The organism is Spirillospora sp. NPDC048824 (genome assembly GCF_043198455.1).
GTDB lineage: Bacteria > Actinomycetota > Actinomycetes > Streptosporangiales > Streptosporangiaceae > Spirillospora.
Map to the genome: position 1 here is coordinate 70,710 of NZ_JBICUS010000007.1, position 14,683 is coordinate 85,392.

13 protein-coding genes are annotated in these 14,683 nt (G+C 71.5%); 4 read left to right on the forward strand and 9 right to left on the reverse strand.

Annotated elements, in window-relative coordinates:
* Positions 1–242: 242 nt before the first annotated feature.
* On the reverse strand, positions 243–1,739 hold the full coding sequence (gene guaB, locus ACGFIS_RS15570) for an IMP dehydrogenase (RefSeq protein WP_392905310.1): 1,497 nt from the start codon (positions 1,737–1,739) through the stop codon (positions 243–245).
* Positions 1,740–1,970: 231 nt separating this feature from the next.
* On the opposite strand from guaB, the gene ACGFIS_RS15575 reads away from it, so the two are divergent.
* On the forward strand, positions 1,971–2,360 hold the full coding sequence (locus ACGFIS_RS15575) for a DUF5319 domain-containing protein (RefSeq protein WP_392905312.1): 390 nt from the start codon (positions 1,971–1,973) through the stop codon (positions 2,358–2,360).
* A gap of 21 nt (positions 2,361–2,381) precedes the next feature.
* On the opposite strand, the gene ACGFIS_RS15580 is transcribed toward ACGFIS_RS15575, so the two are convergent.
* The 4 genes from ACGFIS_RS15580 to groES all read right to left on the reverse strand — a co-directional run bounded on the left by ACGFIS_RS15580 (position 2,382) and on the right by groES (position 6,321).
* Entirely contained in the window at positions 2,382–3,308 is a 927-nt protein-coding gene (locus tag ACGFIS_RS15580) for a hypothetical protein (protein WP_392971340.1), read from the reverse strand.
* Positions 3,305–3,892, reverse strand: coding sequence for a sigma-70 family RNA polymerase sigma factor (locus ACGFIS_RS15585; RefSeq protein ID WP_392905973.1), 588 nt, complete (start codon positions 3,890–3,892; stop codon positions 3,305–3,307). Before ACGFIS_RS15585 ends, ACGFIS_RS15580 begins: the two co-directional genes overlap by 4 nt.
* A gap of 406 nt (positions 3,893–4,298) precedes the next feature.
* Positions 4,299–5,924, reverse strand: coding sequence for a chaperonin GroEL (groL, locus tag ACGFIS_RS15590; protein ID WP_392971343.1), 1,626 nt, complete (start codon positions 5,922–5,924; stop codon positions 4,299–4,301).
* An 85-nt stretch (positions 5,925–6,009) separates the two neighbouring features.
* Positions 6,010–6,321: a co-chaperone GroES gene (gene groES / locus ACGFIS_RS15595; RefSeq protein ID WP_205717442.1), complete on the reverse strand. Its 312-nt coding sequence runs from the start codon at positions 6,319–6,321 to the stop codon at positions 6,010–6,012.
* 242 nt (positions 6,322–6,563) lie between these two features.
* Between groES and ACGFIS_RS15600 the strand changes: the two genes are divergently transcribed.
* From ACGFIS_RS15600 to ACGFIS_RS15610, 3 genes are all read left to right on the forward strand, one after another.
* Entirely contained in the window at positions 6,564–7,784 is a 1,221-nt protein-coding gene (locus ACGFIS_RS15600; RefSeq protein WP_392971346.1) for an SAM-dependent methyltransferase, read from the forward strand.
* Between the two features lie 626 nt (positions 7,785–8,410).
* Positions 8,411–10,060: a hypothetical protein gene (locus ACGFIS_RS15605; RefSeq protein WP_392905322.1), complete on the forward strand. Its 1,650-nt coding sequence runs from the start codon at positions 8,411–8,413 to the stop codon at positions 10,058–10,060.
* A gap of 211 nt (positions 10,061–10,271) precedes the next feature.
* Complete coding sequence (locus ACGFIS_RS15610; protein ID WP_392905324.1) at positions 10,272–11,216, forward strand: phosphotransferase family protein; 945 nt, start codon at positions 10,272–10,274, stop codon at positions 11,214–11,216.
* On the opposite strand, the gene tsaD is transcribed toward ACGFIS_RS15610, so the two are convergent.
* The 4 genes from tsaD to ACGFIS_RS15630 form a co-directional block, all read right to left on the reverse strand.
* Positions 11,213–12,247, reverse strand: a complete 1,035-nt coding sequence (gene tsaD / locus ACGFIS_RS15615; protein ID WP_392905327.1) for a tRNA (adenosine(37)-N6)-threonylcarbamoyltransferase complex transferase subunit TsaD — start codon at positions 12,245–12,247, stop codon at positions 11,213–11,215. The genes ACGFIS_RS15610 and tsaD overlap by 4 nt on opposite strands.
* Positions 12,244–12,714 carry a ribosomal protein S18-alanine N-acetyltransferase gene (gene rimI / locus ACGFIS_RS15620; RefSeq protein WP_392905974.1) on the reverse strand — a complete coding sequence of 157 codons (471 nt, stop codon included), beginning with the start codon at positions 12,712–12,714 and terminating at the stop codon, positions 12,244–12,246. The genes tsaD and rimI overlap by 4 nt, the downstream gene beginning before the upstream one ends.
* 20 nt (positions 12,715–12,734) lie before the next feature.
* Positions 12,735–13,415 (reverse strand): tRNA (adenosine(37)-N6)-threonylcarbamoyltransferase complex dimerization subunit type 1 TsaB, encoded by a 681-nt coding sequence (gene tsaB, locus ACGFIS_RS15625; RefSeq protein WP_392971350.1) that lies wholly within the window; start codon positions 13,413–13,415, stop codon positions 12,735–12,737.
* Between the two features lie 67 nt (positions 13,416–13,482).
* The gene (locus tag ACGFIS_RS15630) at positions 13,483–14,637 is read right to left on the reverse strand and encodes a hypothetical protein (RefSeq protein WP_392971353.1); all 1,155 of its coding nucleotides are present in this window, start codon (positions 14,635–14,637) and stop codon (positions 13,483–13,485) included.
* Positions 14,638–14,683: the final 46 nt, after the last annotated feature.

Consider the following 14,683-nt stretch of genomic DNA (forward strand, 5'->3'; position numbering starts at 1 on the left):
CCGAAGAGCTTACGTCAGCCCCCACCGGCCACGGCACACACGCCGCCCCCAAGGGAAACCGGAACCGCCCGACACTGGAGCCGCCCGACCTTGGGGCCGGCCGGGCGCGGTACACATCGCGCGCGCGGCGCGGTGGCCGCCCGCGACATGGCGCCGCCGTCCATGGCCGCCGCCGTCCACGCGCCCCGGCGCGGCGGCGCGGGCCTTGCCGGCCGCCGGGGCGGGGAGCGGGTTCAGCGGGTTCAGCGGCCCTGGTAGTTGGGCGCCTCTACGGTCATCTGGATGTCGTGGGGGTGGCTTTCGCGGAGGCCGGCGGGGCTGATGCGCATGAGCCGGCCGCGTTCCTGGAGTTCGGGGATCGTGCGCGTCCCCGCGTACCACATGGACTGGTGCAGGCCGCCGATGAGCTGGTGCGCGACGTTGGCGAGGGGGCCGCGGTAGGGCACCTGGCCCTCCACGCCCTCGGGGATCAGTTTCTCCTCGCTGCTGACGTCGGCCTGCGCGTAACGGTCCTTGGAGAAGGAGGCGCCGCGTTCCCGGTTGCGCATCGCGCCGAGCGAGCCCATCCCCCGGTACGACTTGTACTGCTTGCCGTGGACGAAGATCAGCTCGCCGGGGGACTCCTCGACACCGGCGAGCAGGCTGCCGAGCATCACCGTGTCGGCGCCCGCGACGAGGGCCTTGGCGATGTCACCGGAGTGCTGCAGGCCGCCGTCGCCGATCACCGGGACACCGGCCTCCTTCGCCGCGCGGGCCGCCTCGAAGATCGCGGTGATCTGCGGGACGCCGACGCCGGCGACGATGCGGGTGGTGCAGATCGAGCCGGGCCCGACACCGACCTTGACGGCGTCGGCGCCCGCGTCCGCCAGGAGCTGGGCGCCCGCGTAGGTGGCGACGTTGCCGCCGACGACCTCGACGGCCGCATTGGCCTTGATCGCGGCGATCGTGTCGGCGACGCCCTTGGAATGGCCGTGCGCGGTGTCCACGATGATCACGTCGGTGCCGGCCTCGATCAGCGCGCGGGCACGGCGGATCGCGTCCTCGCCGACGCCGACGGCCGCGGCGACGAGCAGCCGGCCGTCCGCGTCCTTGGTGGAGTGGGGGTACTGCTCGCTCTTGGTGAAGTCCTTGGTGGTGATGAGGCCCTTGAGCCGCCCGTCGGCGTCCACGAGCGGGAGCTTCTCCACCTTGTTGCCCCGCAGCAGGCGGAACGCCTCGTCGCGCGTCACGTCCACGGGCGCCGTGATCAGCGGCATCGCCGTCATGACCTCGCGGACCGGACGGGACAGGTCGGACTCGAAGCGCATGTCCCGGTTGGTCACGATGCCGACCAGGACGCCTCGTACGTCGGTGACCGGCACGCCCGAGATCCGGTAGCGGGCGCACAGTTCCTCGACATCGGCGAGCGTCGCGTCCGGCAGGCACGTCACCGGGTTGGTGATCATCCCGGCCTCGGAGCGCTTGACCCGGTCGGCCTGCTCGGCCTGCTCCTCGATCGACATGTTGCGGTGCAGGACGCCGATGCCGCCCTGCCGCGCCATCGCGACCGCCGTGCGGGCCTCGGTCACCGTGTCCATGGCCGCCGAGGCGAGCGGGATGCGCAGCGTGATGCCGCGGGTCAGCCGGGTCGTGGTGTCGGCCTCGCCGGGCTGAAGGTCGGAGTAGCCCGGCAGCAGGAGCACGTCGTCGAAGGTCAGGCCCTGCGGGAGGAACTTGTCGGGCTCGGCGGCGGGATTCATGACTACCTTCCCGTAGTGGTGGAGGCATCGAGCCAGGTCACGGCGACCCTGTTCCCATGGTAGAGCGTGGGCCGCCGCCGGGGCCGGGTGTTGCACACGGCGGGCGCGTGGTCTTGATGACATCACGCAACAAGCGGGACGGCGCCGTGCATTCCCACTTTCTGTGATCGTTCGCGCACGGAGAAGACCGGGGGTGCACCGCCCCGGGCATCAGGCAGTAGCGTGGGTGGTGTGCACGACGATGCTCCGCTCGACCCGTTCGCCGGAGACCCGGAGGACCCGGCGGCGTCGCTCGGCGACCCCGGTGAAGAGGCCGCTCCGCTGAGCGTGGCGGAGCGCGAGGACGTGCTGGCCGACCTCGCCGACCTGGAGGTCTTCCGCGCACTGCTGGAGCCGCTCGGGGTGCGAGGGCTCACCGTCGACTGCGGTGACTGCGGCAGGCTCCACTACATCGACTGGGATCTCCTGCACGGCAACCTGCGCCACCTGCTCGACGAGGGCCTCCCCCGCGTGCACGAGCCCGCCCTGGCCCCCGACCCCGTCGACTACGTCAGCTGGGAGTACGCCCGAGGCTACGTCGACGGCGTGATCGACAGCGAAGAGGGCCGCGACGAGAACTGACCGGCCCGTCGGCGCGCACGATCAGTCGTCGCGGTTGTAGGGGTTCTGGTGCCGGTTCATGCGTTCTTGGGTGCGTCTGCGGATGTCGTCTATCTGGCGGCCGATGTCGCCGTCGTCGTCGGAGGCGCCGTCCGTCCCGGCGGCGGGGGTGGAGTAGATGGTCGTGGACGGGGTGTCCGGGTGGCGGGGGCGCGGCCCGAACGGGAACGGAAGCCTCGGCCGCGGCCTGGCCTCCCGGTCCCCGGGGTCCCCGGGGTCGCCGGACGGCGTCGGCGCCGGTCCCCGCCGTTCCGGTTCCGGGGCGGGCCGGACGGGTGGCCGCGGGCGCTCGTAGGTCCCGGCGTCGGTGTCGGCGCGGACGGTCTTCTCCGTGTCGTCGGCGGCATCGGAGGAGGCGGTGGTGCCCGGAGCGGCCGGAGCGGCGGACGGATGGTCGGTCGCCCCGCTGCCCGCCGCGGCGACGCCGGTACTGGCGAGGACGGCCCCGGCCACGCCGAGCGCGACGATCGTGCCGCGGCCGCGGCGCCGTGGGCCGCCGGGGCCGGACGGCGCGGGCGGGCGTGGCGGGGCCGGTCCGGGACCGGCTTCGGAACCGGCGCCGCTTTCGGAGCCCGGGTCGTCCACGTCGGCGATCAGGGCGCGCAGCAGCCGCACCGCCGGGTCGGGGTCGTCGGCCTGGCGCGGGCGTCCGGCCTCGGCGCGGTCGCCCTCGGGACGGTCGCCGCCGGGACGGTCAGCCGGGCCGGGGGCGGAACGCGGCGCCGAGCCGGCAGCGCGCCACGCCGCCAGCGAATCGATGATGGCGTCGGTACGGCGTACCGCCGCCAGATCCGCGGGCAGGGCGGCGGCCTGCGACCGGCTCGCGGGCGCGCCGGAATCGCCGGGGTTCGGAGGGTCGGCCGGGTCCGGGGCGCCGCGCAGGCCGGTGAAGGGGCCGCGCTCCGTCAAGCGATCGACTCCTCTCTCGCCATCGCCCGGAGCCGGGCCAGCGCCCGGTGCTGCGCGACCCGTACCGCCCCCGCGGACATGCCCAGCACATTTCCGGTCTCCTCGGCCGACAGGCCCGCCACCACCCGCAGGAGCACGAGCTCGCGCTGGTGGTCGGGAAGGCGCGTCAGCAGGTCGCGGGCGCGCTGCGCCTCGATGTAGCGGACCACCGTCTCCTCGGGCCCGGGCCGGTCGTCGGGGCCGTCCGGAAGGTCCTCGGTGGGCACGGCCGCGCGGACCGCGCTGCGCAGCGCATCGGCGATCTTGTGGGCGGCGATGCCGAAGACGAAGGACGCGAACGGCCGCCCCATGTCCCGGTAGCGGGGAAGGGCGGACAGGACGGCGATGCAGACTTCCTGGGCCACGTCGTCGGCGATGTGGTACTGGCCGGAGACCCGTCCGAGCCGGGCCCGGCAGTACCGGACGATCATGGGGCGCACCTCGCCGATGAGGACTTCGATGGCCCCCGGGTCGCCCTGGACGGCGAGGTTCGTCAGCTCTTTGAGGTCGCCGTCACCCGTTTGTGCCGCGCGCAGCACCCGGATCCCACGGCCGGTGTCGTGGGACGGTGGAGGGCCGGGCCCTCCCGAGGGGTCGATAGCGCGCGCGGCCATGGTCCCGGCGTAGCTTCCCTCGGTCACGTCAAGCATGATGCCCAGCACTCCCGGGCGTGTCTGCACCGTCCTCTACAACGGAATGGTCACAGTGCTGGAGCAATCCTGGCGAAACTACACATCGCTGTCGGCCGACCTCGTTGAGTTCCTGGATTCATCTAGCCGCTTTCGTCTCAAAAAGGCTGAAACAGCCAGAAACAGCTCATTGAGCTCGCTACAGCTCAAGTGTCGACACACGACAAGACCCCCGCCCGGATGGACGGGGGTCTGTCAGCGTTCTCCTGACGGGACGAGACGGGATGAACCGCACGCCCGCCCGGCCGGGCGACCTCAGAACTCAGTGGCCGTGCCCGTGGCCGTGACCGTGGCCGCCGGCGGCCTCTTCCTGCTCCTCCGGCTTGTCGACCACGAGCGCCTCGGTCGTGAGCAGCATGCCCGCGATCGAGGCGGCGTTGGTGACCGCGCTGCGCGTCACCTTCACCGGGTCGATGACGCCCTGCGCGATCAGGTCGCCGTACTCGTCGGTGGCGGCGTTGTAGCCGTGGCCCGCGTCCAGCCCCCGCACCTTGGAGACCACGACGTAGCCCTCCTGGCCGGCGTTCTCGGAGATCCAGCGCAGCGGCTCGTCCAGCGCGCGGCGGACGGCCTCCGCGCCGGTGGCCTCGTCACCGGACAGGCCGAGGGTGTCGAAGCCCTCGGCGGCGACGTGCACCAGGGCGCTGCCGCCGCCGGCCACGATGCCCTCCTCGATCGCCGCGCGGGTCGCCGAGATGGCGTCCTCGAGGCGGTGCTTCTTCTCCTTCAGCTCCACCTCGGTGGCGGCGCCGACGCGCAGCACGCAGACGCCGCCGGCCAGCTTGGCCAGCCGCTCCTGCAGCTTCTCGCGGTCCCAGTCGGAGTCGGAGTTCTCGATCTCCACCTTGATCTGGTTGATCCGCGCGGTGATCTCGTCCGCGGAGCCCTCACCGTCGACGACGGTGGTGGCGTCCTTGGTGACCGTGATCCGGCGGGCGCGGCCGAGGTCCTCCAGCCCGATCGAGTCGAGCTTGAGGCCGATGGCCTCGCTGACGACCTGGCCGCCAGTCAGGGTGGCCATGTCGCCCAGCATCGCCTTGCGTCGGTCGCCGAAGCCCGGCGCCTTGACCGCGACGGACGTGAACGTGCCGCGGATCTTGTTGGCGACCAGCAGCGCCAGGGCCTCGCCCTCGACGTCCTCGGCCACCACGAGCAGCGGCTTCTTGGTCTGGGCGACCTTCTCCGCCAGCGGCAGGAACTCCTGCACGTTGGAGATCTTGCCGTCCACGATGAGCACGTAGGCGTCCTCCAGGACGGCCTCCATGCGCTCGGGGTCGGTCACCATGTGCGGCGACAGGTACCCCTTGTCGAACTGGAGGCCCTCGGTGAACTCCAGCTCCAGGCCCATCGTGTGGGCCTCCTCGACGGTGATGACACCGTCCTTGCCGACCTTCTCGAACGACTCCGCGATCAGCTCGCCGATCTGCGGGTCCTGCGCGGAGATGGTCGCCACGTGCGCGATCTCGCCCTTCTCCTCGACCTCGCGGGCCGACTTGAGGAGCTGGTCGGACACGTACTGGGCGGCCGCGTCGATCCCGCGCTTCAGCGAGAGCGGCGAGGCGCCGGCCGCCACGTTGCGGGTGCCTTCGCGGACCATCGCCTGCGCGAGGACGGTCGCCGTGGTGGTGCCGTCGCCCGCGATGTCGTTGGTCTTGGTCGCCACTTCCTTGGCGAGCTGGGCCCCGAGGTTCTCGTAGGGGTCCTCCAGCTCCACCTCGCGGGCGATGGTCACGCCGTCGTTGGTGATCGTCGGCGCGCCGAACTTCTTGTCGATGACGACGTTGCGGCCGCGCGGGCCGATCGTCACCTTGACGGCGTCCGCGAGAGCGTTGACGCCGCGCTCAAGAGCCCGGCGAGCGTCCTCCTCGAATTCCAGGATCTTCGCCATGCGGATACTCCTCTTTCACGCGATCCGCCCCGGCAGCCCCGCTGAAGGCGGCGCCGACCGGGGCGGGTGCATCACGTCTCGGTGATTACTTCTCGATGACCGCGAGCACGTCGCGGGCCGAGAGGACGAGGTAGTCCTCGTTGTTGTACTTGACTTCGGTGCCGCCGTACTTGCTGTAGAGCACGACCTCGCCGACCTTGACGTCGACGGGGACGCGCTCGCCCTTGTCGTCGACGCGACCCGGGCCAACGGCAAGGACGGTGCCCTCCTGGGGCTTCTCCTTGGCGGTGTCCGGAATCACCAGGCCCGACGCGGTGGTGGTCTCGGCCTCAAGCGGCTGGACGACGATACGGTCCTCAAGCGGCTTGAGAACAACCTTGGTGGCGGTCGTCACGATCTGACCTCCCCTTCGATTGGTCCTCGGCCGGCCACGGTGGACCGGCCAGCACATGTGACAGAGAGGCGACCCTGGACCGGCCTGCCGTCGCGGGTGCCAGACCGACCTTGTCGCTGTGTTGGCACTCTAGCTAGGAGAGTGCCAGTCATGGAGACTATTCCGTGCCCGGTACCCCGTCAACACGGACACGGGCGCACACGGCACCTGCCGCTCCCCGTTCACCGGAAGCTAACTTTCCCACCATGGACATCGCGTCGTTCCGAGCTTTGGAGTCACCGGCGGGCCAGGCGCTGCTCAGCGAGACGTCCGGTCTGGACGTGAGCGAGGACGCGCTGCTCACGACCGCGTCCCGGCTACGCGAACGGCACGACCCCGCGCTCGTCTCGGCGGCGCTCACCCAGGTGCGGCTGCGTGAGCGGGCCCGGGCCAAGTTCGGTGACGACGCCCGCCGCATGTACTTCACCCAGACGGGGCTGGAGCAGTCGACCCGCGCCAGCGTGGCCTCACACCGTGCCCGGCGGTTCGCCGACCGTCTTCCCGGCGCGCGTGTGCTGGAACTGGGGTGCGGGATAGGAGCGGACCTCATCGCACGTGCGCGGAAGGGCCTCGCCGGAGAAGGTGTGGAACTCGACCCGCTGACCGCTGAGGTGGCCAAGGCGAACATCACCGCCCTGGGGCTGGACGACCTCGCCTCCGTACGCGTGGGGGACGCGACCGAAGAGAACCCGGACGGCTTCGATGCGCTGTTCGCCGATCCTGGGCGGCGCACTGCACGAGGCCGGGTCTTCGACCCCCGCTCCTATGAGCCGCCACTCGACGTCGTCCTGGATCTGGCCCGCCGGGTACCCACCGCCTGCGTGAAGGTCGCGCCGGGGATACCGCATGAGGCCGTCCCGGACGGCGCCGAAGCAGAGTGGGTCTCGCTCGGCGGCGATGTCAAGGAAGCGGCCCTGTGGCTCGGCGCGCTCTCCGGGGACGTGCGCCGCCGAGCCACCCTGCTCTCCTCCGACCTCGATCCGCAGATGTGGACGCTCACTCCCCAAGGCCATGACGACCCGGACGTGCGCGCCTGGGGCCGTTACCTGTACGAGCCCGACGGCGCCGTGATCCGCGCCCATCTCGTCGGTGAGGTCGCAGACCAGGTGGGCGGCGGGCTGGCCGACCCGCACATCGCGTACGTCACGTCCGACGAGCTGCGCCCCACGCCGTTCGCGTCGGCCTACGAGGTCGAGGACGTCCTGCCGTTCTCGGTCAAGCGCCTGCGCGCGGAACTGCGCCGCCGCGGCACAGGGGTGCTCACCGTGAAGAAGCGCGGCTCGGCGATCGACGTCGACCGCCTGCGCCGCGACCTGGGCTTCGCCGGGCGCCGCGCGGCCCGCGGCGCCCCCGGGCTGACGCTGGTGCTCACCCGCGTGGGACGCGACCCGGTCGCCCTCCTGACCCACCCCGTCCCGAGGGGCTGACCCGCCCGGAGCGGGGCCGGGCGCGGATCGAGTCCAAAGATCTTCCCCGCGGCGGGGCAACGCCAAGCGGAAGCGGGCGACGCGCCACGGCCGTGCAAATCATTCGCGCTTTCCGGCATTGCGGTCACCATGGATTGCGGGCACCCGGCAAGGACATGACGCGGCCGGTGAATCGTTTCGCCGGAGGCGGCTGCGGCGGAAACACCAAGGCAGGTTCAGCGAGGGGGACTTCGGCACCCCCGAATGCGTCATCAAAATGGCCCGATTCCCGCCGGGGGGCATCACGTCCCGTGCACACGTGTCGGCCGCCGCGTATTCATTCCGTGTTCGCGAACTGCCGATGTTGGACGAGATGTACGGACAGAACACCGGGCGGACACCGTCCCGTCCAGCCCCGGTCGCCGAGCACATCCCCACGATCTTCCCCGATGGCCGCGAAGCGGTAAATTCCCGCGCGCCCGGGGGATCATTCGCTATCCGCCCCAGCCGGATAACCGGTGCATTCCACAGAACTCGCTACGTTCTCTGCTACCCGTTATAGGCACTGTCCACACGCACTACAGTGGCGTCTCCAGAGATTCATTGCCGTGCGTCATTTCTCGCGCCGGCACACGAAGGAGCATCGGGTGGAAACGAATCACAACTTCCTGCAGACGGGGGGTCAACCGGTCTCGGATCGGATGCGGGAGTTGCTCGCCCGTGCGGCGCAGGACCACGTCTATGAACAGCGCTCACAGGGTCAGGTCCTCGACGAGATTCGCCAGCGGCTGGAAGGCATGGAGTGGCTGCTCCGCGAGGTCCGCGAGCGGGAGCTCACCGGGCTGACCGGGCAGCTCGACAGCGTCCGCGGGCAGGTCGACGAGCTGGCCGGCAAACCCCCGGAATGGGCCGAGGGGCTGGCCGAGCACATCGAGGCGTTCGGCGACCGGGTCAAGCCCGTCGCCGAACTGCCCGCACTGTGGGCCGACGTCGGCGTCGTCGCCGAGAACGTCGACGAGGGCCTGACCCGCATCCAGGCCGTCCTCGACTCCGCGCAGCACATCACCGACGCCACGCAGCAGGCGTCGCAGCGCATGGACGAGATGACGAAGCGGCTCGACAAGCTCCAGGGCAGCATGGAGGCCGCCTCCGTCCGCTTCAACCGGCTCGACAAGTCGCTGGCGGAACTCGGCCACCGGTCCGAGCGGCTCGAACACTCGATCAACGGCGTCACGGCGCGGGTCGACCAGGCGCTCGGCGAGATGGCCGAGCGGATGGAGCAGGGGCTTGAGGCGGTCGGCGGCCGGGTGGAGGGCGTCGGCGGCCGGCTCGACGGGCTGGACGGGCGGCTGGACGGCGTCGACGGCCGGCTCGAAGGGCTGTCCGGCAAGATGGACGGCCTCGACGGCCGGTTCGAGGGCATCGACGGCCGCATCGACGGCGTCGGCGAGCGGATCAGCAGGCTTCCCGCCACGCTGGAGATCGGCGAGCTGCACCGGCTGCTGAACGAGATCGCCCAGCGTCCGGCGGCCGAGTACGGCGACCGGTTCGACGCGCTGGAGAAGCACCTCGCCGACGCGGTCGACCCGCTGATCGAGGAGCTGCGCGCCCGGCCCGACCGCGACGAGGTCAAGGCGACCATGTCGCAGATCGCCGAGACGGCCTACAGCGACGTCGCCAAGCGCATGGACGAGTTCTCCCAGCGGTTCGAGGACGTTCACGACGACGTCCGCAAGCGCATCGAGGGCATCCACGAGGAGGTCGCCAAGCGGGTCGACGGCGCGCTGGAGGAGTTCACCACGCAGGTCGACATCGTCTCCCGCCGCATCGAGTCGGTGCACACCGACGTCACCAAGCAGGTCGAGTCCGTTCACCACGAGGTGTCGCGGCAGGTCAGCGGCGTCCACGATGACTTCGGCAAGCGGATCGGCGACATCCACACCGACGTCACGCGGCAGGTCGGCAGCATCCACGAGGACGTCGCCAAGCAGGTCGGCAACATGCAGGAGGACGTCGCGAGGCAGGTCGGCGGCGTCCACGACGAGTTCGCGCGGCGCGTGGAAGGCATGCAGGACGAGGCGGGCCGGCGGGCGGAGGCCGCGGCGGCCGAGTTCGCCAAGCGTTTCTCCCACGTCGAGGACGAGGTCGGCCGTAAGGTCGACGGCGTCCACGACGATGTCTCCAAGCAGGTCAACGCGGTGCACGAGGACGTGCTCAAGCGGCTGTCCACACTTGAGGAGACGATGCTCGCCCTCGCCGAGGCACTGCTGCGCCCCCGCCGCGAGAGCAAGGACTGACCGGCACCGCCGGGTGGGCCGCCGTCGGCGGGCCCACCCGGTCCGCGCCCGGTTCCCGTCCGGCAGGTGGATACCCCGCGGAATCCGCGAAGTTTGTCCGGCAAAGCACCGCGGCGACCGAAGGTGTTTGTTCGCCACAGCGCGATGACGTGCTTTTTGTTACGTTCCGTCTTCATAAAATCACTCCCCATACTCTTCGGAATCCGTTTTCATGGATCAGGTGACCCACACACCGGCTCCCTGCCTCACGACCGGCACCCCACCCGGCGACGCCACCCTGCGGTGGGTCGAGGAGTGCCTCGGCAAGGGCGCCGAAGTCCGGATGGTGCGGCCGCTCCCCGGCGGCACCGCCCACGCCAACCACGCCCTGCTCGTCGAAAGCCGCTCCGGCAGCCCCCACCGCCTCGTCCTGCGCCGCTGGACGCCCCGCGGCCCGGCGCCCGGGCGGCGCCGCCGCTACAGCGCCACCGAGTTCTCCCCCGAACGCGAGATCGCCGCGCTCGCCCTGCTCGCCGGCTGCGAGATCCCCACCCCCGCCCTCGTCGCCGCCGACCCCGCCGGCGCCTACTGCGACGTCCCCGCCCTGCTCGTCACCCGGCTCACCGGCCACCCGCCGCGCCCGTCGCCCGACGACCTGCCCGAATACCTCATCCAGCTGGCCGCCGCGCTGCTGCCGGTGCACGCCCTGAACGGGGCGTCCACCATGCCGCCGTACGTCCCCCACAACCGGCTCGACGTGCGGCTCCCGCCCAAGCACGCCCTGCGTCCCGGCCTGTGGGAACGCGCCCACGAAGTCGCCGCCCGCCCCGCCCCCGACTCACCCGTCCGCTTCATCCACCGCGACTACCACGCCGACAACACGCTCTGGTCCTACGGCAGGCTCACCGGCGTCGTCGACTGGTCCGACACCTCGTCCGGGCCCATCGCCGTCGACATCGCCCGCATGCGCCGCGGACTGGCCCTCCGCTACGGACCGCCGGTCGCCGACCGCTTCCTGTCCATCTTCGACCAGGTCTCCGGCGGCTACCCACACGACCCCTACTGGGACATCCGCACCCTCTTGGACCTGCTCCCCGAAGACGACAACCGCGCCCTGGACGAAGCCGAAGTCCCCCTCTACGAGGACTACCTGGCCCAGCTCCTGGCGCAGTGCTAAAGGGTTATGGCCTCGATGGGGAGGCTGGAGTCGGCGGGAAGCCGAAGGTCGGACGGGGCGGCGCCCGAGGTGACGAGCTCTGAGCCCAGCGCGGCCACCATCGCGCCGTTGTCGGTGCAGAGCTTCGGGCGGGGGACGCGCAGGCGGATGCCGGCGGCCTCGCAGCGGTCCGCCGCGAGGGCCCGCAGCCGCGAGTTCGCGGCGACGCCGCCGCCGATCAGGAGGTCGTGGACGCCGTTGTCCTTGCAGACCTTCAGCGCCTTCTGCGTCAGGACGTCCACGACGGCCTCCTGGAACGACGCCGCCACGTCCGAGACCGGGACCGGCTCGCCGGCGCGCTCCCTGGCCTCCACCCAGCGGGCCACCGCCGTCTTCAGGCCGGAGAACGAGAAGTCGTAGGTGCCGTCCTTGTACTTCCCGCGCGGGAACGCGATCGCGGCCGGGTCGCCGTCGCGGGCCATCCGGTCGATGATCGGGCCGCCGGGGAAGCCGAGGTCGAGGACGCGCGCGACCTTGTCGAACGCCTCGCCCGCCGCGTCGTCCACCGTGCTGCCGAGCGACCGGACGTCCGCCGCCACGTCCGGCACCAGCAGCAGCGACGAATGGCCGCCGGACACCAGCAGCGCCACGCACGGCTTCGGCAGCGGGCCGTGTTCGAGCTGGTCGACGCACACGTGAGCGGCCAGATGGTTGACGCCGTACAGCGGCTTGCCGAGCGACAGCGCGTACGCCTTGGCGGCGGCCACACCCACCATCAGCGCGCCCGGCAGGCCGGGGCCCGCCGTCACCGCGAACGCGTCCACGTCGGTGAACGCGACGCCGGCGTCCGCGAGCGCCCGCTCGACGGTCGGTGTCATCGCCTCCAGGTGCGCGCGCGACGCGACCTCCGGCACGACGCCGCCGAACCGGGCGTGCTGGTCGACGCTGGAGGCGATGGCGTCCGCGAGCAGCGTCTTGCCCCGGACGATGCCGACGCCGGTCTCGTCGCACGACGTCTCGATGCCGAGGACCAGCGGCTCGTCCCGAATCACTTTCTCTCCCTACTGAACCCCATGGGCGGACGGGTGCGGAGCTTGCGGCACATGACGATCGCGTCCACGTTCGAAGGCTGGTAGTAGCGCCTGCGGATACCGACCTTGTCGAAGCCGAACCGCTCGTAGAGCCGGCGGGCCCCGTCGTTGTCGGCGCGGACCTCCAGGAACACCGCCTCGCTGTTGCGGCGGACGGCCTCGTCCAGCAGCTCGGTGAGCAGCGCGGCCCCGACGCCGCTCCCCCGCTGGTCGGCGCGGACCCCGATGGTCTGCACGTCGGCCTGCCCACCGGCCGCGGCCAGGCCGGCGTAGCCGACGATGTCGCCGCCGGACGCCTCCGCGACGACATAGTGCCGCGTCCGCGGCTGGTCGGCGAGCTCGGCGTTGAGCATCTCCGCGCTCCACGCGTCCTCGGGGAACAGCGACTGCTCCAGCAGGTGGACGGCCGGCAGATCCGCGCCGGTCATCGTTCGCAGGACGACTCCGCTCACGCCCGCGTCACCCTCTTGCGCGGCCCCGGCTCCTTGGCGTCCGGTCTGCGCAGGTAGAGGGGCTCGGGCGGCAGGAGCTCCGGTCCCTTCATCCCGGCCAGGCGCGCGACGGCCAGCTCCGCCAGCGCACTGGCGGTCGGCAGCAGCGGCTCGTGCTCCGAACCGCCGAGGACGTCCGGGTAAAGGGCCGCGCCCTCACCGACGACGGGGAGCCCGGGGGGCGCCCCGTCCAGCACGTCGGACGGCGGCCCCACGGCAGGCCCGGTGGCCCGCGCGCCGCACGTGTCGTATCGCGCCCAGTAGACCTCTTTGCGGCGGGCGTCCGTGGCGACGGCGAACGGCTCGGCCCTGCCGGTCGCCCACGCGATGATGTCCAGCGTGCAGAAGCCGTGCACCGGGATGCTCAGCGCCTCCCCCATGGAGCGGGCGGTGACGAGCCCGACCCGAAGCCCCGTGTAGGGCCCCGGCCCCACTCCGACGGCGATCGCGCTCAGATCACCCGCCGCCGCCCCGGCCTCCGCCATCACCCCCGCGATGGACGGGGTGAGCAGCTCGGTGTGTCTGCGCCGGTCGACCGCCTCGGCCACGCCACGCGGGACGGCGCCTTCACCCGGTGTCCACTCGTACAGCGCCACGGTGATCGCGGCGGTCGCGGTATCGAAAGCCAAGACCAGCACGGGTTGAAAGCCTACAGGTCAGAGCCCGCCGCGGAACCGCCCGGCCGGGACGGGCGGCTCCGCCGGATCAGGACTGGTTGAGGGCCTGGATCACGGTCTTGGCCACTTCGACGGCTCCGTTCTTGGCGTCGTCCCAGGAGAGCGGGTCGCCGTCGTTGGAGCCGGAGTAGTGGATGGTGATGAGGACGTTGCCCGCGCGGACGTTGCCGATCGCCTCGCCGGCCCCCTGCCCGTCGTCGACGCTGTAGACGACGTAGGCGTCGTCGCCGACATCGTCGAGGCGGATCTTCTCCTTGAGCTCCTGGCCGGGCAGAAGGGCCTTGCCGGACTCGTCGGCGGAGCGTTCGGAGCCGAACTTGGCGCCGGCGGTGTCGGTGGCCGTCTGGCCGCCCTCGGCGGCGATCGCGCGGAGCTCGACGGTGAGCTGACGCTTGTTGTCGCCCGCGTAGGCACCCCAGACGCACTGGTTCTGCCGGTCGCTGCTCTGGTAGTTGTCGGCCTCGTTGCGCTCGGAGTCGGGCGCCAGCCGGTCGATGACGTCCTGGCCGATGATCGTGCAGGAGTCGGGGACGGCGGAGCGCTCGCCCTTCGACATCGGCGAGCTCTCGCTGGCGCCGCTGCCGACGACCTGGCCGCCGTCGTCGCCGCCGCTCGCGCCGACGCCGCTCAGGACGACGAACGCGGCGAGGACGCAGACGGCGATCGCGGCGCCGATGCCGCCGAAGACGACGGCCCAGCGCCTTCCGGTGCGGCGATCGCGCACGACGCGGTGGCTGCCGGTCCGGTATCCGCCGCCGGCGGACCGGTAGGAACCGCTGCCCGTCCGGTAGCCGCCCGTGTCGCTTCGGAATCCGCCGGTGTCGCTCCGGTACCCGCCGGTGTCCCGGCCGTACTGGCCGCTCCCGGTCTGGTACGGGCCGGTCTCCCTCTGGTAGGGACCGCTACCCGATCGGCCGGCGCCATAGCGGCCACCGGACTCGTAACCACCCGACTCGTAGGCACCGGACTGGTACGCGCCTGACTCGTACGCGCCGGACTGATACCTGCCGGACTCGTACCCGCCGGTTCCCGAGGAACCGCGGGGCTCCTGGCCCGGGTACGGCGCGTACTCGTCGCCACCCGCGCCGTATACACCGCCGTCCTGCCGGTAACCGCCGTCCTGGCCACCGTCCGAACCGCGGTAGCTGTCGCGGTGACTACCGCTGCGATGGCTACCACTCACCGGATCCCACTCCTGCTTGCGGAAATCAATAAGTCGTGAAGGTGAG

What these genes read in the sequence shown, in the direction of transcription:
- groL (WP_392971343.1), bottom strand. Translation starts at nt 5,924, where the DNA reads ATGGCGAAGATCCTGGAATTCGAGGAGGACGCTCGCCGGGCTCTTGAG.
- ACGFIS_RS15610 (WP_392905324.1), top strand. Translation starts at nt 10,272, where the DNA reads ATGGATCAGGTGACCCACACACCGGCTCCCTGCCTCACGACCGGCACC.
- rimI (WP_392905974.1), bottom strand. Translation starts at nt 12,714, where the DNA reads ATGACCGGCGCGGATCTGCCGGCCGTCCACCTGCTGGAGCAGTCGCTG.
- guaB (WP_392905310.1), bottom strand. Translation starts at nt 1,739, where the DNA reads ATGAATCCCGCCGCCGAGCCCGACAAGTTCCTCCCGCAGGGCCTGACC.
- ACGFIS_RS15600 (WP_392971346.1), top strand. Translation starts at nt 6,564, where the DNA reads ATGGACATCGCGTCGTTCCGAGCTTTGGAGTCACCGGCGGGCCAGGCG.